General features: G+C 39.7%; 23 protein-coding genes and 1 pseudogene. 16 read left to right on the top strand and 8 right to left on the bottom strand.

Annotated features, from left to right (window positions below):
• Nucleotides 1-65 precede the first annotated feature (65 nt).
• Together J2S05_RS02705 and J2S05_RS02710 are read left to right on the top strand one after the other, a co-directional pair.
• Entirely contained in the window at nucleotides 66-1,568 is a 1,503-nt protein-coding gene (locus tag J2S05_RS02705; protein WP_306979650.1) for a BCCT family transporter, read from the top strand.
• Between the two features lie 36 nt (nucleotides 1,569-1,604).
• A complete protein-coding gene (locus J2S05_RS02710; RefSeq protein ID WP_306979651.1) occupies nucleotides 1,605-3,653 on the top strand; it encodes a CocE/NonD family hydrolase in 2,049 nt (682 codons plus the stop codon).
• A 39-nt stretch (nucleotides 3,654-3,692) separates the two neighbouring features.
• Here J2S05_RS02710 and J2S05_RS02715 read toward each other — a convergent pair whose 3' ends face one another.
• Genes J2S05_RS02715 through J2S05_RS02730 form a run of 4 tightly spaced genes read right to left on the bottom strand, consistent with a single transcriptional unit; the run spans nucleotide 3,693 to nucleotide 7,769 of the window.
• Entirely contained in the window at nucleotides 3,693-5,162 is a 1,470-nt protein-coding gene (locus tag J2S05_RS02715; protein ID WP_306979652.1) for a phytoene desaturase family protein, read from the bottom strand.
• Nucleotides 5,159-6,268 (bottom strand): glycosyltransferase family 2 protein, encoded by a 1,110-nt coding sequence (locus J2S05_RS02720; RefSeq protein ID WP_306979654.1) that lies wholly within the window; start codon nucleotides 6,266-6,268, stop codon nucleotides 5,159-5,161. The genes J2S05_RS02715 and J2S05_RS02720 overlap by 4 nt, the downstream gene beginning before the upstream one ends.
• A complete protein-coding gene (locus tag J2S05_RS02725) occupies nucleotides 6,265-6,981 on the bottom strand; it encodes a lysophospholipid acyltransferase family protein (protein ID WP_306979656.1) in 717 nt (238 codons plus the stop codon). The genes J2S05_RS02720 and J2S05_RS02725 overlap by 4 nt, the downstream gene beginning before the upstream one ends.
• A complete protein-coding gene (locus tag J2S05_RS02730; protein ID WP_306979658.1) occupies nucleotides 6,978-7,769 on the bottom strand; it encodes a carotenoid biosynthesis protein in 792 nt (263 codons plus the stop codon). Before J2S05_RS02730 ends, J2S05_RS02725 begins: the two co-directional genes overlap by 4 nt.
• 67 nt (nucleotides 7,770-7,836) lie before the next feature.
• Here J2S05_RS02730 and J2S05_RS02735 point away from each other — a divergent pair, with 67 nt between their 5' ends.
• Together J2S05_RS02735 and J2S05_RS02740 are read left to right on the top strand one after the other, a co-directional pair.
• Nucleotides 7,837-8,586: an SDR family NAD(P)-dependent oxidoreductase gene (locus J2S05_RS02735; protein ID WP_306979660.1), complete on the top strand. Its 750-nt coding sequence runs from the start codon at nucleotides 7,837-7,839 to the stop codon at nucleotides 8,584-8,586.
• A gap of 47 nt (nucleotides 8,587-8,633) precedes the next feature.
• The gene (locus J2S05_RS02740) at nucleotides 8,634-8,978 is read left to right on the top strand and encodes a metal-sulfur cluster assembly factor (RefSeq protein ID WP_306979662.1); all 345 of its coding nucleotides are present in this window, start codon (nucleotides 8,634-8,636) and stop codon (nucleotides 8,976-8,978) included.
• A gap of 45 nt (nucleotides 8,979-9,023) precedes the next feature.
• Here J2S05_RS02740 and J2S05_RS02745 read toward each other — a convergent pair whose 3' ends face one another.
• Nucleotides 9,024-9,563, bottom strand: coding sequence for a GbsR/MarR family transcriptional regulator (locus J2S05_RS02745; protein ID WP_306979664.1), 540 nt, complete (start codon nucleotides 9,561-9,563; stop codon nucleotides 9,024-9,026).
• Between the two features lie 171 nt (nucleotides 9,564-9,734).
• Here J2S05_RS02745 and J2S05_RS02750 point away from each other — a divergent pair, with 171 nt between their 5' ends.
• Genes J2S05_RS02750 through J2S05_RS02765 form a run of 4 tightly spaced genes read left to right on the top strand, consistent with a single transcriptional unit; the run spans nucleotide 9,735 to nucleotide 13,142 of the window.
• A complete protein-coding gene (locus J2S05_RS02750; RefSeq protein WP_306979666.1) occupies nucleotides 9,735-10,880 on the top strand; it encodes a betaine/proline/choline family ABC transporter ATP-binding protein in 1,146 nt (381 codons plus the stop codon).
• Between the two features lie 3 nt (nucleotides 10,881-10,883).
• A complete protein-coding gene (locus J2S05_RS02755) occupies nucleotides 10,884-11,537 on the top strand; it encodes an ABC transporter permease (RefSeq protein WP_306979668.1) in 654 nt (217 codons plus the stop codon).
• Nucleotides 11,538-11,555: 18 nt separating this feature from the next.
• Nucleotides 11,556-12,473: an osmoprotectant ABC transporter substrate-binding protein gene (locus J2S05_RS02760; protein WP_306979670.1), complete on the top strand. Its 918-nt coding sequence runs from the start codon at nucleotides 11,556-11,558 to the stop codon at nucleotides 12,471-12,473.
• Complete coding sequence (locus J2S05_RS02765; RefSeq protein WP_306979672.1) at nucleotides 12,474-13,142, top strand: ABC transporter permease; 669 nt, start codon at nucleotides 12,474-12,476, stop codon at nucleotides 13,140-13,142. It begins immediately after the preceding gene.
• Nucleotides 13,143-13,199: 57 nt separating this feature from the next.
• Here J2S05_RS02765 and J2S05_RS02770 read toward each other — a convergent pair whose 3' ends face one another.
• Nucleotides 13,200-13,286 carry a YjcZ family sporulation protein gene (locus tag J2S05_RS02770; RefSeq protein ID WP_306981073.1) on the bottom strand — a complete coding sequence of 29 codons (87 nt, stop codon included), beginning with the start codon at nucleotides 13,284-13,286 and terminating at the stop codon, nucleotides 13,200-13,202.
• 186 nt (nucleotides 13,287-13,472) lie between these two features.
• On the opposite strand from J2S05_RS02770, the gene J2S05_RS02775 reads away from it, so the two are divergent.
• Together J2S05_RS02775 and J2S05_RS02780 are read left to right on the top strand one after the other, a co-directional pair.
• Nucleotides 13,473-13,988 (top strand): PTS sugar transporter subunit IIA, encoded by a 516-nt coding sequence (locus J2S05_RS02775; RefSeq protein ID WP_306979675.1) that lies wholly within the window; start codon nucleotides 13,473-13,475, stop codon nucleotides 13,986-13,988.
• 116 nt (nucleotides 13,989-14,104) lie between these two features.
• Nucleotides 14,105-14,662: a DUF2179 domain-containing protein gene (locus J2S05_RS02780; RefSeq protein ID WP_306979677.1), complete on the top strand. Its 558-nt coding sequence runs from the start codon at nucleotides 14,105-14,107 to the stop codon at nucleotides 14,660-14,662.
• Nucleotides 14,663-14,713: 51 nt separating this feature from the next.
• Here J2S05_RS02780 and J2S05_RS02785 read toward each other — a convergent pair whose 3' ends face one another.
• Entirely contained in the window at nucleotides 14,714-15,547 is an 834-nt protein-coding gene (locus J2S05_RS02785; RefSeq protein ID WP_306979679.1) for an undecaprenyl-diphosphate phosphatase, read from the bottom strand.
• A gap of 193 nt (nucleotides 15,548-15,740) precedes the next feature.
• Between J2S05_RS02785 and J2S05_RS02790 the strand changes: the two genes are divergently transcribed.
• The gene (locus tag J2S05_RS02790) at nucleotides 15,741-16,277 is read left to right on the top strand and encodes a TlpA family protein disulfide reductase (protein ID WP_306979681.1); all 537 of its coding nucleotides are present in this window, start codon (nucleotides 15,741-15,743) and stop codon (nucleotides 16,275-16,277) included.
• A gap of 18 nt (nucleotides 16,278-16,295) precedes the next feature.
• A complete protein-coding gene (locus J2S05_RS02795; protein WP_306979683.1) occupies nucleotides 16,296-17,369 on the top strand; it encodes a DUF3866 family protein in 1,074 nt (357 codons plus the stop codon).
• Nucleotides 17,370-17,380: 11 nt separating this feature from the next.
• Here the strand turns inward: J2S05_RS02795 and mciZ are convergent.
• Nucleotides 17,381-17,479: pseudogene (mciZ, locus tag J2S05_RS02800) on the bottom strand (Z-ring formation inhibitor MciZ); the annotation flags it as partial.
• A gap of 76 nt (nucleotides 17,480-17,555) precedes the next feature.
• Between mciZ and J2S05_RS02805 the strand changes: the two are divergent.
• The 4 genes from J2S05_RS02805 to J2S05_RS02820 all read left to right on the top strand — a co-directional run bounded on the left by J2S05_RS02805 (nucleotide 17,556) and on the right by J2S05_RS02820 (nucleotide 19,775).
• Nucleotides 17,556-18,104: an NUDIX hydrolase gene (locus J2S05_RS02805; RefSeq protein WP_306979685.1), complete on the top strand. Its 549-nt coding sequence runs from the start codon at nucleotides 17,556-17,558 to the stop codon at nucleotides 18,102-18,104.
• Between the two features lie 54 nt (nucleotides 18,105-18,158).
• Nucleotides 18,159-18,797, top strand: coding sequence for a stage II sporulation protein M (gene spoIIM, locus J2S05_RS02810; protein ID WP_306979687.1), 639 nt, complete (start codon nucleotides 18,159-18,161; stop codon nucleotides 18,795-18,797).
• A 122-nt stretch (nucleotides 18,798-18,919) separates the two neighbouring features.
• The gene (gene fur, locus J2S05_RS02815; RefSeq protein WP_306979689.1) at nucleotides 18,920-19,405 is read left to right on the top strand and encodes a ferric iron uptake transcriptional regulator; all 486 of its coding nucleotides are present in this window, start codon (nucleotides 18,920-18,922) and stop codon (nucleotides 19,403-19,405) included.
• Nucleotides 19,406-19,541: 136 nt separating this feature from the next.
• Nucleotides 19,542-19,775 (top strand): YqzK family protein, encoded by a 234-nt coding sequence (locus J2S05_RS02820; protein ID WP_306979691.1) that lies wholly within the window; start codon nucleotides 19,542-19,544, stop codon nucleotides 19,773-19,775.
• Nucleotides 19,776-19,799: the final 24 nt, after the last annotated feature.

Here is a 19,799-nt window from a genome sequence, read left to right on the forward strand (position 1 = left end):
TAATCACGGTTATAAAATAATCATGATTATATTTTGATCGCGATTAAAACGAAAAGGGTGATGAGATGAAAAAGGCTAAGGTAGATCCATTTATTTTTTGGGCGTCAATCATTGTGATCATTGTCTCATCGGTTTTGCTTGTCATAAACCGTGAAACAGCGGAACCGATTTTAGATGATATTATGACAGGTATTACATTCAAACTAGATTGGTTATTTCAGTTCATGACATTTGCTTTGTTCATTATTCTAGCATGGCTAGCATTTGGTCGGTTTGGAAAAATTAGATTAGGAGAAGAGAAACCTGAGTTCTCGACCTTTAGCTGGGGAGCCATGTTATTTTGCGCAGGTATGGGTACGAGTATTATGTTTTGGTCCATTCTTGAACCCATTTACTATTATACGGCACCACCTTTTGGGATCGAATCAGCGAGTAATGAAGCAGCTGATTGGGCAGTCACATACGGATTGTTTCATTGGGGGTTATCGGCTTGGGCTTTATATGCACTACCAACCGTTGTTATTGCCTACTCGTTTTTTGTTAAGAAACAAAAGTCTCTCAAGATCAGTACAGCTTGTCGCGGTGTTTTAGGAAAACATGCGGACGGTTTTATAGGGAAATCTATTGATGTACTTGTTATTTGGAGTTTAGTAGGAGGACTAGGCACATCTCTTGGACTTGGTGTACCAATGGTTTCTGCAGTAATTAGTGACCTATTTGGTATAGAGCAGTCACTCGGGTTAAGTATTGGAATTATTTTAATATGGACAGTTATTTATTGTGCAAGTGCGTATTCAGGATTGTATAAGGGAATTAGTAAGCTTAGTAACATTAATGTCTATCTAGCTTTAGCATTAGCCATATTCGTTCTATTTGCAGGACCAACGTTATTTATTTTATCGAACTTCACTAATAGCTTTGGACTAATGATGCAAAACTTTATGCAGATGAGCTTCTATACTGACCCAAATGGACAAAGTGGGTTTCCACAAACATGGACCGTCTTTTATTGGGCATGGTTTGCTGCAACGGCACCATTCATTGGATTATTTGTCGCAAGAATTTCTAGGGGACGTACCCTAAGAGGATTAATTTGTTCCATTTTACTATGGGGATCAGTCGGTAGTTGGTTATACTTCGCTGTATTTGGTGGGTATGCTTTAAATCTTGAGACAAACGGAATATTATCCTTAACTGATATTCTAACGAATGATGGAGAAACAGCTGTAATTGTAGAAGTATTGCGCTCATTGCCATTAAGCACATTTGTTTTGTTCTTCTTCCTAATCCTTGCTTTTATATTCTTAGCAACATCATTGGATTCGGCTACGTATGTGCTTTCTTCCATAGCAACAAAAGAATTAAAAGATGGGGAGGAACCTGCACGCTGGCATCGTCTTGTCTGGGGAGTAATTTTAGCTGCTCTTTCAATCTCTCTACTAAGTGTTGGAGGACTGCGTGTGGTTCAAACATCAGCTGTTATTGTGGCTGTGCCTGTAGTCATTATTTATTTGCTTTTGACTATCTCATTAATAAGATGGTTAAAAACCGATTTTCCTACTAAATAACTAGACGAAACAATTCAATCAATTGGAGGTATTTTCATGGTATTTAATGTACGTGATTCTAAGTTACACATAAAAAAACAATTTCCTCATAACGTACGAGAAGTTGAGAATGTCTGGATTCCAATGAGTGATGGGACCAAACTATCAGCAAAAATCTGGTTGCCTGAGGATGCGGAACAGAACCCAGTTCCGGCTATTCTTGAATATCTTCCTTATCGTAAAAATGATTTTACAGCTTTACGTGATTCGATTCGACATCCTTATTTTGCAGGGCATGGCTATGCGAGTATTCGTGTGGACATGAGAGGAAGTGGCGATTCAGACGGAATTCTATATGATGAATACCTGCCACAGGAGCAAGAAGATGCACTTGAGATTTTGCAATGGATCGAAAAACAGGATTGGTCAACTGGACGTGTGGGTATGATCGGAAAGTCTTGGGGTGGGTTTAATGGTTTGCAGGTTGCATCTCATCAACCTAAACAGTTAAAAGCAGTTATTACCCTCTGCTCAACCGACGATCGATATGCAGACGATGTCCACTACATGGGTGGAAATATCCTGGCATCTGACATGCTTTGGTGGTCTTCCACAATGCTTGCCTACAATGCAAGACCAGCAGATCCGATGTATGTAGGTGATGAGTGGAAAAAGAAATGGCTTGAACGCCTTGAGCATACACCACCATTTGTGGAGGAATGGCTGAATCATCAGCATCGAGATGAGTACTGGAAGCAAGGTTCTGTTTGTGAAAATTACGACGATATAAATATTCCTGTTTTTGCGGTAGGCGGATGGACAGATGGGTATACAAATGCGATATTCCGACTATTAGAGGGTCTTAACGGACCGAAAAAAGGCTTAATTGGACCTTGGGCTCATGAGTATCCAGAGGTTGCCGTACCAGGACCTTCTATTGGATTTTTGCAGGAATGCTTACGCTGGTGGGATCAGTGGCTGAAGGATGAAGACACAGGCATCATGGATGAGCCTCTTCTTCGCGCTTGGATGCAGGATAGCGTTCCACCAGACGTTGATTATGATGAACGACCAGGACGATGGGTGGAAGAAGAGGTTTGGCCTCCACAATCTGGCATAAATAAAGAGTACTATCTAGGTGAATCTACATTGTCAGAATCTGCAGAGAAGAAAAGCTCAGTTTCTGTCTCAAGTGTTCAGCAGCATGGTTTATATAGTGGTGTTTGGTGCCCATTTGGACAACCGGGTGATTTGGCGTCAGATCAAAGAATGGAAGATGGCCTTTCGGTGTCATTTACGACAAATCCATTGTCGGAGGACTTAGAGCTACTAGGATTTCCAAAGATGGAGGTAGAATTCAGCTCCGATCAACCGGATGCATTATTGGCAGTTCGACTATGCGATATTGCTCCTACTGGTGAATCTACGTTAGTAAGTTGGGGTATGCTCAATTTGAACCACCTCGACGGTCATGAATTCCCTAAAGAGCTTGTACCAGGAACCGTATATACAGCGGATGTCCAATTAAATGCAATAGGACAGAGAATACCAGCTGGACATCGACTTCAGGTTTCTTTATCACCAACTTATTGGCCACATGCATGGCCATCTAAAAAACCAGTGACACTAAATGTGATAACTGGTGAAAAAACGAAGCTGACCCTTCCGATTAGACCTATAAATGAAGACGAAGAAGATCACTGGCCTTTTCAAGCTCCTGAAGCCGCTCCAGTAGCTGAAAAAGAGATTTTGAGAGACGAAAGTAGAAGTCGAACGATTCATTATGATCTACTAACGAAGGAATGGATTCTAGACGATTTCTCAGATGAGGGAGCAAGGAAGATCGTAAAGAATGGGGTAGAATACGGGAGTACCAATCGTAATACGTATTCAATTAAAGAAGGCGATCCGTTGTCAGCAAAAGCGTCGTGTGAGTGGACTTTAACAGTGGGCCGAGAGGAATGGCAAACTCGATTAGAAACCTTTAGCGTGATGACTGCAGATGAAAATCATTTTTACCTTGAGAATGTCGTTATAGCATATGAATCAGAAGAAGAGATTTTCTCTAAAACATGGAAGAAAATAATTCAAAGAAATTTTCAATAATAAAGAGGCTCCCCCTTGTAAAAGGAGGGAGCTTCTTTGTTACATTATATTGCTCACTAGCTCAGCTACGTTTAGTCCGCTTAGTACAACCATGGGTGAGCCGCCTCCGGGATGTGTCGATCCGCCAACAAAATAAACGTTTGTTAGATCGCGTGCCCGGTTCGCTGGGCGAAGAAATGCGGTTTTTTTGGTATTGGCAGATACGCCATATAGAGCGCCACGATAAGCGTAATAATCGTTTTCAATGTCACTAGGTGTGATAATTTGGTCCTCAATGATATGCGGAGTCAGATCAAGACCATAGGATGTTAATACGTTATAGATATGTCGTTTGTAACTTTCAAGGTCTATGGCATCATCCCCTTGCTTGTTCAAGGCGGGTGCATTCACAAGGATAAACAAATTATCGCCATCAGGTGATACAGAGGCATCTGTATAAGAAGAATTACTAATATAGATAGTGGGATGTTCGCTGTATTTCTTTTGAGAAAATTGCTCATCAAACTCCCGTTGGTAATTAGAGCTGAAATAAACTTGGTGGTGAATGAGTTCAGACATACGTGTATTAAGTGAAGCAAGGATGACAAAAGCGGAGATAGATGGTTCAAGCTTGTCTCGCTTTTGGTCAGTAAAGGACGGTCTACTCTTTTCTTCAACAAGATCTGGAAATACTTTTAATAAATCACCATTTATGATGACATGGTTACAAGAGACTAAGGAACCGTCCGAGAGTTCAACACCTTTTGCTCGTTTATCTTCTGTCTGGATGCGAACCACTTCCATATTGCAGTGTAGCTCTACACCAAGCTCGAGAGCTCGTTTTGAGAAGCCCTCCGCAATGGTTGGATTTCCACCTTCAACATAATAAACACCTTGTATCAATTCCAGGTATGCAATCATTGAAAATGTTGCTGGTGTGAGAAATGGTGATGAACCGATATAGGTAGCATATCGATTGAGCATTTGTACAATATTAGCATGTTGAAAAAAACGTCGATGAAATGCATCTAAGGATAGAAGTGGATGCACCTGTAGAAGAGCTTTAGATAATGAAGGTGACAAATAATCCGTCCAGTTTGTAAAGGTTCGTGGGAAGAAATGGTTTGTAGACAATTTGTATAAGTGGTTGACTTCATGTAGATAGCGATCATACATAGACGCAGTGATACCAAATGCAGAAAGGTTCTGTTTCATTTGCTCCTGGTCGGCTGTCATATCTAGATAGGTTCCATCGGCAAAATGATTCCGTGTATGTGTATCGAGTCTCTTAAATCTAAAATAATCCTCTGGCTCAGCTCCTGATTCACGAATGACCCGATTAAAAACCTCGGGCATGGTCATTGTGTTGGGACCAAAGTCGAAGGATGCATTGCCGACCTGATAGCGACGCATCTTACCTCCCAGATGACTATTTTTCTCATACAATTTTACGTTAAACCCTTTAGAGGCAAGGGAGATCGCAGAGCTGAGCCCAGCTAAGCCTCCCCCGATAATAACAATTGATTTCATGAATAAGAGCGTCCTTTCCAAGTGAATCCTGTTTTGGTTATCGCGAGATACATCGAACGAATAAGAATACAGATAAAAGCTAGAGCTGAAAAGGGCATGAGGAATCCAATCCATTTTTTCTGATTCGACATTCGATCAATCATTAAGCGAATTGAAACACTAAGAACAAGAGGCAGTGCAAACAGCCAATGTAATGAGAAGGCAAACCAAATAAATGGCAAGGGAAGTACAAATACAAGGCTATAGAATACAATCACAAAAGCCGCTAACACGTAAGAACGTCCAATGCCAGGAAAGGCATTTTTAGAGAAGCCGCGCCATACATCTTGATTGCTCTGGTACATGAAGCAGCTGACGAAATCTGTAATGTTAGCCAGACACGCTCGAGCTCCAGATCGTTTTACGGCTCTAGTAAGGTGGACATCTTCAACAAGTGAATGCTTGACTGCTTGGTGACCACCAAATGAGCGATAGATCTCCGCATCAAATAACATAAAGCTTCCGTGTGCTGCACTTGCTGCGGGAAGCCTCGTGTAATTAGCAAGATAGAGGGGCAGATGAAGATAGATTAATACATGTTGCATAGGCACAAGCAAACTAGCTAAAAGACCTTTGACTGGGAATCTTGGAAAGCCCGAGAGAAGACCTGCTTGCTGCTTGTGGAGTAACCCTAATGCTACGTCAATTGTATTAGGCTGCAATCTAACATCTGCATCTAGAAAAAGAAGGTATTCCCCATTCGCTTGCTTGCTTAATTGGTGACAAGCGAATACTTTTCCTACCCAATCTTTTGGAAGGGGTTCTCCGTGCACGATTCTACTAGTTGTTACCTTCTTTTGATGAAGCTTGAGTAATTCACCCGTACGATCGGTTGAATGATCATCTAAAAAAACATATTCAAGGTTGGTATAAGACAGCTTCGCTAAATTATCGATTAACGCTTCCACATGCGCTTCCTCGTTTCGTAGTGGAATAAGGATTGAAACAAGAGGAGCATGTTGAATGGAAGTCCTTTGATGAAGCTTTGGCATAAAATGTTGATTTAGTCCTACCCAAATAAACTGACAAACAAGAAGTGTGATAAGAACATAAACAAATATCATCATTTTTTTGAACCAGATAGAAAGCCAAACCAATCGCTAACAGATCGATTTCCCGATAAAAGCTCTGAATACCCAGAGAGAGATGAAGTGGCGATAGACGTTCGTTGCTGCTCAAGTTGATGAGTCATCTTTGTTTCAAGCATCGTTGTCACATCCTGACGAGTCTGGTTAGATAGATCAGCTGGATCTATTGGTGAGCTGATTTCAATATACAGACGAGGTTTTTGTTCATGGGACATCGTGTAGTAGTACGTGACGATATACACCGGTGTACTCGGAACTTTGAGCGATAAATAAGCTGATCCTGATTGGAATTCAAGAGGCCTTTTTTCTAATGGCTGCTCAGCGCCTTGTGGAAACATCCAAACAGCCTTTTGATTGGCTAATAAGTTGGTTGAATAGTGAAGAGTTTCTATAACCGATCGAGATGAAGCTGCGTTTACAGAAAAAGCCCCTATCCGCCTGAAAAAAGGAAACTTTTTCATACCCTCTTCGCTCATCATTGCGTAACTGTCAAATGGACAAATTGTCTCCGTTAAATAAAATGTGACCAGACCATCCCACCAGCTTGAATGATTCACTAAAACTAAGGCGGAAGAGTCCTGGTTGAAAGATCCTTTAAGATAAATGGTTGAAAAAGAGCGTTTTAATAACCAATAGGTGTTGTAAAGGTGGAACGCTCTGCTGAAGATCTGATCTTTCTTCGCTTTTATCATAAAGAAGGATTTTCCTTCCATTTAGCATAGCCACTAAACAATAGAATACTAAGTAATGTTGAGATACTAACAGCTAACCATAATCCGTGAGTGATAGCTAAGACAAGAAACATAACTAAAACCATGAGATATAGCCATACCATTCTAGGCTGCCAATAGGGGTGGACATAACCAGTCCATCTTTTCGTTAGCTGAAGAGTAATAAAAACAACCGTATGTAATATAAAAGCTAAGACAAACCAGCCGACAAAGTTAGATAACGGAATATCATAATAAAAGCCACCAGCAGTCCATACCCAATACTCTTTTACTTGAAAGGCAACGGGATCTAAAACGATATCCATCACAACGGCAGCAATTGATCCAACGAATGAGTATGTGAGCCATTCCAACAGTTTGTTCGATATACGCCATGAATAAGCTCTAGCTAGCACATGAGTAGTAGAAATGACCATTAACCATGCTGCTCCAATTGTAAAAGGAACCTCAAATAAGATTAAACCAAAGTCTGGATTGTAGTAATAATCACCGAAAAGAATGCCATAGTGCACCCCAGCCCCTTCAATTACAAAGGTAATGATGACAATTAATAAAGAAAGGATTGAGCCGATAGGTGCACCATATTGACGAATTAGAAACACAGCACCTAATACACCCGTGAGCACTAAAAAGACAGCATTAGCCCACTCTAAACTAGGTGGAAGAATATCGAAGGTGAGCAGAATTAACCCACAACCGTACCAGAAAACAAAAAAACGAAAAAGCAATTGATCAAAGTGCTTGAACATGACAACCTCCTGATGACCCACTAAAATAAGTATAGAATATCCTCATTGTACAATGAGTGAAGGAGGAATGGCTATGAATAACCGAGTTGTGCTTGTTACTGGAGCAGGCAATGGAATTGGTGCTGAAGTGGCATTTGCGTTCGCAGCAAAAGGTGACAAGGTCATCGTGTCAGATATTAATCAGGAGCACGCAGAACGATCTCAAAAACAAATTGTTGAAGCAGGAGGGGAAGCATGTGCCTATACGTGTGACGTGTCTAATGTTGAGCAAGTCATACACATGATGGAATGGATTGATGAGACATATGGCCGCATTGACGTGTGCATCAATAATGCTGGAATCTCTAAATGGATTTCGCCATTGGAGCTCAGCATTGAGGAGTGGGACAAGGTGCTAAACACAAATGCTAGAGGAACATTTGTATGTAGTCGAGAAGCTACAAAGTATATGAAAAAACACCAAACTGGTGGATCTATCATTAATATGGCATCAACAAGAGCGCAAATGTCTGAACCGAATTCAGAAGCGTACGCTGCTTCTAAGGGGGCCATTGTCTCTCTTACTCACGCGCTTGCTGCATCTTTGCAAGAGGATGGAATTCAAGTGAATAGTATTAGCCCAGGCTGGATCCATACAGGGGATACTCAAGAACTAAGATCGATTGATCATTCTCAGCATTTCTCGAAAAGAGTGGGCGAACCCGCAGACATAGCTCGTGCTTGTTTGTTTCTAAGTGATCCCCAAAATACATTTATTACAGGAGAAAATCTAACAATAGATGGAGGAATGACCCGAAAAATGATCTATGAACATTAAGATTGGTTTGATTTTTTGAAATTAGGGAAACGTATAGATGTGAGGTGATGAACGTGAGTCAAGAAATTGAAAAACAACAAACGAAAGATCAAGTAATGGGTCAGCTTGAAAATGTCATTGATCCTGAGCTTGGTGTCGATATTGTTAATCTTGGACTTGTCTATGAGATTCAGCTAGATGATAAAGATAACGTCACTGTTGTGATGACACTAACCGCGATGGGCTGTCCACTTGCAGGAGAGATTAATCAATCTGTCAAAGATTCATTAAAAGAGTTGCAGGAAGTCGGAGACATTGGTGAGGTAGCCGTTGATATCGTTTGGAACCCACCTTGGTCTAAAAGTATGATGTCTCGATATGCTAAGATTGCGCTTAATGTTCATGAGTCATAAAATAAACAACCCCGCCAGAATGAGTGGCGGGGTTAGCTATGCGAATTATTCAGGTTTAGGAACGTGCTTGAAAATCTCTCCGCTTTCAAAGAAATCAACAAGTTGATCAAGCCATTGGTAATAGTGCATCCATTGTTTCGTTTCATCTAACCAAACATTTAGCTCTTGCTCAGTCTCTGGAGTTAATTCTCCATTTTCTAGCTCTTTAGTTAATTGATTGGCTAGACGTTTACCAATCGTTTTGTTTTTTTGAATAACCTTTTGCCAATTTGAGGTGAAAAGTGAGATGAAGGTTTGATAATAATCTTCCTCGACATTATACAAATCTTTTCTGAAGCCTTTTTCATATACCTTGCTGGCGATGTTTAAATCAATCATTTCTCGTACGACTTGACTCATTCTTGTTTTACTCATACCGGTTTCAGCTGAAAGTTCTTCTAGCGTCATCGGCTTTCGATTTGTATAGATAACACCTAATACACGTCCAACAGTGGCCGAAACACCGTATGTCCGCATGTTATCTGCAATACCTTCGATATACTGCTCTTCAATTTTTTGTAAGAAGATAGAGGAAGACCCTTCCATTCTCGCGCACCTCATTCAGTTGTTGTCAGAGATAATGTAACATATTTTTTTCAGTAAAAGAAGTATCAAAGCCAAAAAAAAAATAATTTCATACATTATAAACTTTTTATAAACTTTTTATTGTAGATAGTTTATAATGAATCTTGTTAGATTATTCGGAGGTGCTATTGAATGTTACGTATTGAAGAAGTTACCAAAAAGTATAAAGGTGGAAAAATAGCTGTAGATAATTTTTCACTGGATATTAAGAAAGGTGAATTTATTTGTATTATTGGTCCAAGTGGATGTGGAAAAACCACAACTATGAAAATGATCAATCGACTGATAGAACCAACAAGTGGTCGTATATTAGTAAATGATGAAGATATGTTAAAGCAGGATGCCGTTAAGCTTAGAAGAAAAATCGGCTATGTCATTCAGCAAATTGGTTTATTCCCACATATGACGATTGGGGAAAACATCTCGCTAGTTCCGCGTTTATTAAAGTGGACTTCAACTGAAAAGGATAAAAGGGCAGAGGAATTATTAGAGTTGGTTGAAATGCCAAAAGAATTTCTTGATCGTTATCCGCATGAATTAAGTGGAGGTCAACAACAACGAATTGGTGTATTACGTGCACTTGCTGCGAATCCACCACTTATTTTAATGGACGAGCCTTTTGGTGCATTAGATCCGATTACTCGTGATGCTCTTCAAGAAGAGTTCAAGCGACTTCAAAGATCTTTGGATAAAACCATTGTTTTTGTCACACACGATATGGACGAGGCAATCAAATTAGCAGATCGTATTGTCATTATGAAGGATGGAAAGATTGTTCAAGTTGATTCTCCAGAAGAGATTTTAAGAAATCCAGCAAATGAATTTGTTGAAGATTTCATTGGAAAAGAAAGATTGCTTCAAGGAAGACCAAATGTACAAACAATTTCACAAGTCATGAGCAAAAATCCAATCTCAATCACTGGAAAACAAACACCTGCTACTGCATTAAGAGTCATGAAAGAAGCACGTGTAGATTCATTATTAGTAACAGATGAATCAGGTTTGCTAAAAGGGTATATCGATCTTGAAGCGATCGATCGTAATCGCTCCCTTGATTCAATTGATACGCTAATTAAACCTAGCTTATATAAAGTGGAGGAACATTCACTATTAAGAGATACGATTCAACGTTTGCTTAAACGAGGCGTGAATTATGCACCTGTTGTAACAGAGAGTGGTCATTTAGTGGGAATTGTTACGAGAGCAAGCCTTGTAGATATGGTGTACGATTCCATTTGGGGTGACGAAGAATCACAGGCAGAACAGGTGGAGGTATAAAAGATGAATGCAGTAACCGAGTTTTTACAAGCGAATGGAAGTGAGCTACTTCTAAAAACCTGGGAGCACATCTACATTTCCTACTTAGCTGTGATATTAGGAATTATTGTTGCAATTCCATTAGGCATTGCATTAACTAGGGTTCCTCGAGTAGCCCAATGGGTAATCGGAATCGTCAGTGTGATGCAAACGATCCCAAGTTTAGCAATTCTTGCATTTTTCATACCATTTTTAGGAATTGGAACAGTGCCTGCGGTTCTTGCCTTGTTTATATATTCTGTTTTACCGATTTTACGTAACACGTATACAAGTGTAAAAGATGTTGATGATAGCTTGATTGAAGCTGGTCGCGGTATGGGTATGACTACATGGGAACGTATTAAGGGAATTGAGCTACCATTAGCTTCACCTGTCATTATGGCAGGAATCCGAGTGTCATCTGTTTATCTAATTGGATGGGCAGCCTTGGCATCATTTATAGGTGCTGGCGGGTTGGGTGATTTTATCTTTAGTGGTTTAAATCTCTACGATGCGGCATTTATCATTGGAGGAGCGATTCCTGTAACAATTCTAGCCTTATTAACAGATATTATCTTTGGCAGAATTGAAAAGTTAGTTACACCAAAAGGTATTAGAGATAGTGAAAAGACAGCATAGCAGGAGGAGTCACATAATATGAAGACAAGAGCAGCGATGGTATTATCGTTGACTGGGATTGTTGTATTATCAGGCTGTTCATTGCCAGGACTAAGCGGACCGTCTGGTGAAACAGTGAAGATTGGTTCATTAAATACAACGGAGTCAATGATTATAGGTAATATGGTAAAAGATCTGATTGAAGAAAATACAGATTTGCAAGTTGAAATGATCAATAATTTAGGTTCATCGATAGTCATGCATCAAGCGATGATGAACGGAGATGTAGACATAGCAGCAACACGATATACAGGAACAGATATAGCAGGTGCTCTTAATTTGGAGCCTGTCATGGATCCTGATGAAGCATTAGACGTTGTACAAACTGAATTCACGGAACGCTATGATCAAACGTGGTTTGACTCTTACGGATTTGCGAACTCTTATGCTATTACTGTGACACAAGAGTTAGCTGAGCAAGAAGGATTGGAAACGATAAGTGATCTTGAAGATTTGGCAGGCGAACTGCGCGTTGGTGTAGATACATCTTGGATTAATCGAGCAGGAGATGGATATGGAGGTTTCCAAGAGACTTATTTTGGCTTCGACAATATCGCACCAATGCAGATTGGGCTTGTATATGATGCTTTAGCAAGCGACCGGATGGATGCGGTTCTTGCTTACACCACGGATGGACGTATTGCTGCTTACGATCTGAAGGTATTAGAAGATGATCAACAGTTCTTTCCTCCGTATGACACGTCATTGGTTGCAGATAACCAGTTGTTACGTGATCATCCAGAGTTAGAGTCTGTTTTAAACAGGCTTGTTGATAAAATCGATACAGAAACCATGCAGGAACTAAATTATGAATCAGATGGTTTAATGAAAGAACCTGCTATTGTTGCAAGTGAATTTTTAGAGGAACATGATTTCTTTAATGAGGAGGTAGAATAAATGGAGACATTAAGGGAATTGTTGACTTATTACTCGCAAAATAGTGGGTATGTATGGACAGAGTTTACACGGCATTTTTTGATGTCTGCTTATGGAGTATTCTTCGCAGCACTTGTTTCCATTCCACTGGGTATCTTTATTGCTCGGTATAGCAGATTAAGTGGAATTGTATTAAACATCACAAATGTCATTCAAACCATTCCAGCATTAGCAATGCTTGCTGTGTTAATGCTTGTTCTTGGATTAGGAGCAAATACGGTTGTACTAGCTTTATTCCTATATTCATTACTACCGATTCTGAGAAATACTTATACGGGCATAAGAAATGTAGATCAAGCGCTTGTTGAATCAGGAAAAGCGATGGGAATGACCAAGTGGCAGCTTCTGTATATGTTAGAGCTTCCACTCGCTTTATCGGTTATTATGGCAGGACTTAGAACCGCCCTAGTCTTTTCAATTGGTATTGCGACCATAGGAACATTTATTGGTGCAGGAGGACTTGGAGATATTGTCATTAGGGGAACAAATGCTACAGATGGTACGGCTATTATTTTAGCTGGTGCGATTCCAACGGCACTAATGGCTATTCTAGCAGACGTCATTATGGGTTGGTTTGAGCGATTATTATCGCCATCAAGAAAACATGCTAAACAAACAGCTACCGTTTAAAAAAAGAAGATCCCACTATTGCCTAGGCGACAGTGGGATCCTTATGTTTAGATTGGCTTAGTAGCTATATGCTGAGCCAACGATGACCAAAAGAATGAAAAGAACGACGATAAACGCAAAACCACTCTCATTACCATATCCCATTGTCAACACTCCTTTGTTGTAACCTACTGTATACTATGTGATGTGTGAAAATGAGCGTGGGCTAGCGAGCCCAAATGTGTGAACATGGGTAATTATTAGGCATGGGCATCTTGATGGTGTACACTAATAATGAGGAAAAGGTAAGACTATACTTATGCAATGAGAATTAAAGGGAGTGTTTTTAAAATGTTTAAGAAATTATTTGGATTAGACAAAAAAGAAGAGCAAGACAAACCAACTGAGGAAATCATTGTAGCTGTGTCAAACGGGACATGGGTTTCAATTGAGGATGTACCAGATCCAACGTTCAGTCAAAAAATGATCGGAGAAGGTGCAGCGATTGAACCAACAGATGGTCATGTCGTTTCTCCTGTAGCTGGCGAAATTTTGCAAGTCTTCCCAACGAAACATGCGATAGGAATTCGTACAGTGGGTGGAGCTGAAATTCTTATTCATATTGGATTAGAGACCGTGGGAATGGACGGAGAAGGATTTACAGCTCACGTGAAGGCAGGAGACACGGTAGGAGTAGGGGATGCACTGGTTGACTACGACCTTGAATTAGTGAAGGAAAAAGCAGCAAGCACACTGATTCCAATTGTTGTGACAAACCATGAGGAATTAGATAGTGTTACATCCGAACCAGCTGGAGCGTTGCAAGCTGGTATTACCCCTCATCTAACAGTGAAATTTAAGCGTTAATTATTGTAAACACCATTGGGAGAAAAACTAGAGAACATAACAAAAAATCATGCTAGTTTTTCCCCATCTTTCCTGTTACACTACGATAGTTGTATGGATAAAGAAAGGGTGTTTACATGTTATCAGCTTTATTAGTTTTTATTGTGCAGCTAGCATATGTACCTGTTCTAACCCTTCGAACCATTATGATGGTTAAAGGAATGAAAGAGCGTGCAGCAGCTATGGGTATGCTCGAAGGTTTGGTTTATGTATTGGCACTTGGCTTGGTTTTTAGTGATTTGAGTAATTATTTAAATATGGTTGCTTATGCACTTGGCTTTGCTGTAGGACTTTATATAGGAGCCATTATTGAAGAGAAGCTGGCAATAGGATATGTCACCCTAGAAGTAAATATTCCCACACGAAACCAAGAGCTAATTGATCGATTACGAGAGCTAGGTTTTAGTGTATCTACTTCTGCAGTAGAAGGAATGAGCTCTACCCGTTATCAGCTTGATTGTACAGCACGACGGGATCGTGAAAAAGAATTTATACGAGTAGTGAGTGATTTTGAGCCTGCGGCGTTTATTGTTTCGTTTGAACCACGAAGCTTCAAGGGCGGATATATAACAAAGGCGATGAAAAAGCGTCGAGAAAAGTATTTGAAAAAGAAAAAGAATACCGAGAACGCATAAATAAAAGAGCTTCTGCCAGTGATTCAACTGGTAGAAGCTCTTTTTACATTCTTAGAATAGATCTGGATCAACGTCCCCTAAAAAGATAAAGACGAACAATGCAAGAATAAAGCAATAGATAGCGAAGTAGATAAGTTTGCTTTTCTTCAAGAAGTTAATAAACCATACAATTCCAAGTAGTGATGAGATAAATGTAACGATTATAGCTACGATAAGTGGAAAGACACCAGTGACCGCAAGAAGTTCGCCATTGAGTAAATCTTTAACAGCTAGAACAGTCGAACCTAGAATAACTGGAATGGATAGAAGGAACGAATATCTAACGGCCGTTTCCTTACTTAGTCCAGCAAACATACCAACAACTAATGTCGTTCCAGAACGTGAGAGTCCAGGTATCAAAGCGAGCGATTGTCCAATCCCGATAAGGACAGAGTCAAATAGTGTCATATCTTTTTCTGTTCGGTTTCCTGTTTTCACAACCCGTTCAATAATAATTAAGAAGATCCCTGTCATCGTTAACGAGATGGCGATCATCGTTGGACCTTTTAGTGCTGTTGAGATATATCCCTCAAATAAAATCCCTGCGACACCTGTGATAAATGTAGCAACTAGTATGTAAATAGAGAACCAAAAGCTAACTTTATGTTCACTTGATCGATTCTTGATATAAAGAAAGAATCCCGTTAGCAAGTCGATAAGGTCTTTACGATAATAAATAATAACCGCTAGGACAGAACCAACGTGTAATAAGATTTCAAATCCAAAGCCAGGAAATGAAATATTAAAAAGCATTTGTGTAATCACTAGATGGGCAGAACTTGAAATGGGGAGGAATTCAGTGATCCCTTGAACCAATCCCAAAATAATCGCTTCAAATATTGTCATGAGTAGATTCCTTTCCATTAACTGTCGAATGTTTAAATTTTTATAGGTTACATATGTCTAACTGCTTCATTCTAGCAAACTATTAATCGTTCGGGAAGGGCTTTTGAAAGAGTAAGCGTTTTAATGTTTTCTTGCTCATTATAAAACCAGCTTATATACTTAACTTTATATCTATGAATTGGAGCGTTTTCTTATGAAGAGAAATGTTAGCCTAATTATTTTAACTGTCGGGATAGGCCTAGCTGCTGTCCTTCTAATTATAAATTTAATGAATGGGAACGAGACTCAAATTGGAATTGATGAAGGAATGCAAGCAGAATCCATTGAACTTGATTTGTTTGGTGGCGAGGATTCAGTAAATGTTTTTTCTGGTGATCAAGAAGTGACCATCTTAAATATTTGGGCTACTTGGTGTGAACCTTGTGTAAGAGAGTTGCCAGACTTAATGGACCTTGAAGAAGATTATCGTGATGAAGGATTGTCTGTACATACTGTGAACGCTCAAAAATATGAAAGAGTACAAGCGCATACAGAGGAGTTTATTGAGGAGCAAAACGTGACACTTCCTGTTTTCCTTGATAAAGAAGGAGCGTTTTTTCAATTGTACCAGATCAGGGGAATGCCGACGACGTTTGTGATTGACTCGGATCAAACGATTGTTGAAAGAATTGAAGGAGAAGTAACATACGAAATGTTGGAAGAGAAAATTACACCTCTATTAAACAATTGATAGGAGGGAGGGTAGCTCATGAACACTGAAAGGTGGACAAGAGTGTTAGAAGTGACATATGAAGATAAAGATGTACAACTTCTTGCGACGATTGATACCAAATATCCGGCCATCGTACAAAAGCGCTTTACCCCAGCTGTATCAAAAGGAACGTATATTAAAGTAAATACAACGGCGACAGAGCTAGCACTAGGTACAGGAGGATACGATGTTGTTAAAGAGGTATTAGCAAGTAGACTTGTAGCCCAAGAGACGAAAGGGCATATTATGAGGCTTCGCTACACTCCGCTGCAACAATCTGTTATGACCGTTGAAGAACCAGCTAGTCCTCATCATGCTCTTTTTCAACAACCGTTCTCCCTTAATGGAAAAAAGGTTTTGTTGGGAGAACTGCATAGTATGGTTCCGCTAGCTTGTTATGTGGCAAAAGAAATGAACCAAAGTCTTAGCTGCTGTGTGATCTTTGATGATACAGCATCCTTATTATTAGATACGAGTCATCATGTACGAACATTAAAAAAAGAGACATGGTTTCATTCGATAACGATCGGACAATCTTTTGGTGGAGAATTTGAGGCGGTAAGTCTACCATCTGCATTACAATTTGCATCACAGTCCTTGCAAGCAGACTTGATTATGATATCTGTAGGACCAGGCGTTGTTGGTACTGGTACTGTATATGGTAATTCTGCTGTAGACATGGCGGGCTGGGCGAATACTGTCGGTGCTTTAGATGGTAAGCCTGTATGGATTCCTCGTTTATCTTTTGCTGATCGTCGTCACCGCCACTATGGGTTAAGTCATCACACGGTAACGCCTCTTTGTACACTCACATATGCTCCAAGCATTCTACCTTTTCCTTATCTTGATTCAGCTCAAATGAAACTAGTTAAATCACAATTAAGTGAATCAAAGTTAACGAAACACCACGTCCATTATTCGACTCAGCGATCTGATTCATCATTACTCAATCGGGTATTGTTACAATTAGAAGACCTTACAACGATGGGGCGTGGATATGCGGATGATCCACTTTTTTTTGAAGCGATACTTGAGGCAGCTTGCTTTTGTGTGCAAGGAAAAACCTCTTGAACCCACTCAGACACAAATTCTTGTTTTTTTAGCTGTTGCTTAAGCCTAGCCTTAACTTCCCAAGCTTTCCCGACGAGTAATACACCTTGTTCGTGTACATGAATATTCATAGTATCTCTCCATTCTCTCACGTATGGTACACTTTTATGTGGGATTTAATACAAGTAGACCAAAGGAGTGTGCACCATGACATTATTTGAAGAAAAAACAATTGCAACAGAGAAGATATTTGAAGGGAAAGTAATCGATTTACAAGTAGATACAGTAAAGTTGCCAAACGGTCATGAAAGTAAGAGAGAGCTTGTGAAACACCCAGGTGCTGTCGCTGTTATTGCTGTTACAGATGAAGACAAGCTCGTGTTAGTCAAACAATTTCGTAAGCCGCTTGAGAAAACCATTTTAGAAATACCTGCAGGCAAAATTGATCCAGGAGAAGAGCCAATCAAAACAGCAGCAAGAGAATTGAGAGAGGAAACGGGCTATACTGCTGAAGGGCTTTCGCTCGTAACTTCTTTTTATACGTCACCAGGCTTTGCTGACGAAATTATTTATCTATATGAAGCCACAGGGTTAATAAAAGGAGATGCCCAACCTGATGATGATGAGTTTGTTGAGATCGAGGAAGTCGATCTTAACGTAGCGGCTACATACATGGCAGACCAAACGATTCATGATGCCAAAACAGCATATGCCGTTATGTATCTTCAATTAAAACAAGCAAGAAACCAGTCATAACAACAGGCCTGTCCTCATAATCTAGACAAGGTGAGAGAATGAGGAGGCCAATCGATGAAAACTCGCGGGCACAAGGATCGTATTATTGCTCATGTTGAAGAAAATAAAACGATTTATTTATTTACAACCGTTCTGTTTTTAATAGGCATCGTTTTTGGAGCTATCATTGTTAATAGCTTAAATCTTACTCAAAAGAATGATCTATATATGTACCTTAGCCAATTTTTTGTTCAGGTCCAGGATGGCAGAATTGCAGGTTCAAAAGAGATTTTCAGTCAAAGCTATGCACATTACGGCAAATATTTTGCGTTAATGTGGATTCTTGGATTATCGCTAATAGGACTCCCGATCATCTTAGTCCTTTTATTTCTTAAAGGCGTCGTAGTAGGTTTTACGGTTGGCTTTCTAGTAAATCAAATGGGCTTTCAAGGATTTTTATTGGCGATGGTATCTGTTCTTCCTCAGAACCTTCTGTTAGTACCTGCCTTTATTATCGTTGGCACTGCGAGTGTTTCATTTTGTTTAAAAATGCTTCGTCAACAATTTGCAAAAAAGGTTTATCAACCAGTTTTTCCGCAATTCCTTCGTTATACACTCTTATTACTTTGTATGGGAGCGGCTTTATCAGTGGCGGCGGCCTTTGAAGCGTATGTTTCCCCCTACTTATTAAGAATGGTTGTAGGTTTCATTTGATAATAATTATTACTTGATATAAGTTATCGCGGATAACTTAATAATCATTATCAATTGACACTCTTTTTCAACAAGATTATAATAAGTTTATACAAAAGGAAGTCCGGTTAGGAGGAGTACCGATGGAGAATCGGCTAGAGCGAATTAAGAAGCACCTACATTCTCAAAGCTATAAGCTGACCCCTCAACGTGAAGCCACAGTAATGGTGTTGCTTGAACATGAGGAGGACCACTTAAGTGCTGAGGATGTATACCTCCTTGTTAAGGACAAAGCTCCGGAAATTGGATTGGCTACAGTCTACCGGACGCTTGAACTTCTTGCTGAATTAAAAATCGTTGATAAAATTAACTTTGGTGATGGGGTATCCCGATTTGATCTTCGCAAAGAAGGAGCCGCGCATTTCCACCATCATCTCGTTTGTATTGAATGTGGAGCGGTTGATGAAATTGAAGACGATTTGCTAGGTGATGTGGAAAAGATTGTTGAACGTGACTATGATTTTAAGATCATGGACCATCGATTAACCTTTCATGGCATTTGCTACCGCTGTAAAAGTAAGCATGAGACAGATCAAAAAGATCCAACAGAAGCACAAAATCAGGTTTAATTGATAAAAGACTTGGAAGAGTAATCTCTTCCAAGTCTTTTTGACGTAGAAAATGGATGAATTCAGGTATATTCTGACCGGAAAATGGCATAGCTTAACAGTAAGACATGTTCTAGTCAGAGAGGGGAAATAAGAAATGAAAGGTCGCTTTATTACCTTGTTACAAACATTTAAGGTTATGCTTTTATTTATTGGATGCACGTTGTTCTTTTATTATGGTATTCTATGGGTAAGCCAGGAATACGAAAGCTATTATCGGTATGATGTACCTGAGGGAAATGCTGTGAAAGTAGTAGCGGAGCCAATCGGTGATCATGAAGACTCGACTATTCTAACAAGACTAGCATGGTTTTATAAACTGGGTGAATAATTGAGAATGTAGGATGGAGTGTGT

The organism is Alkalicoccobacillus murimartini (genome assembly GCF_030813245.1).
GTDB lineage: Bacteria > Bacillota > Bacilli > Bacillales > Bacillaceae_D > Alkalicoccobacillus > Alkalicoccobacillus murimartini.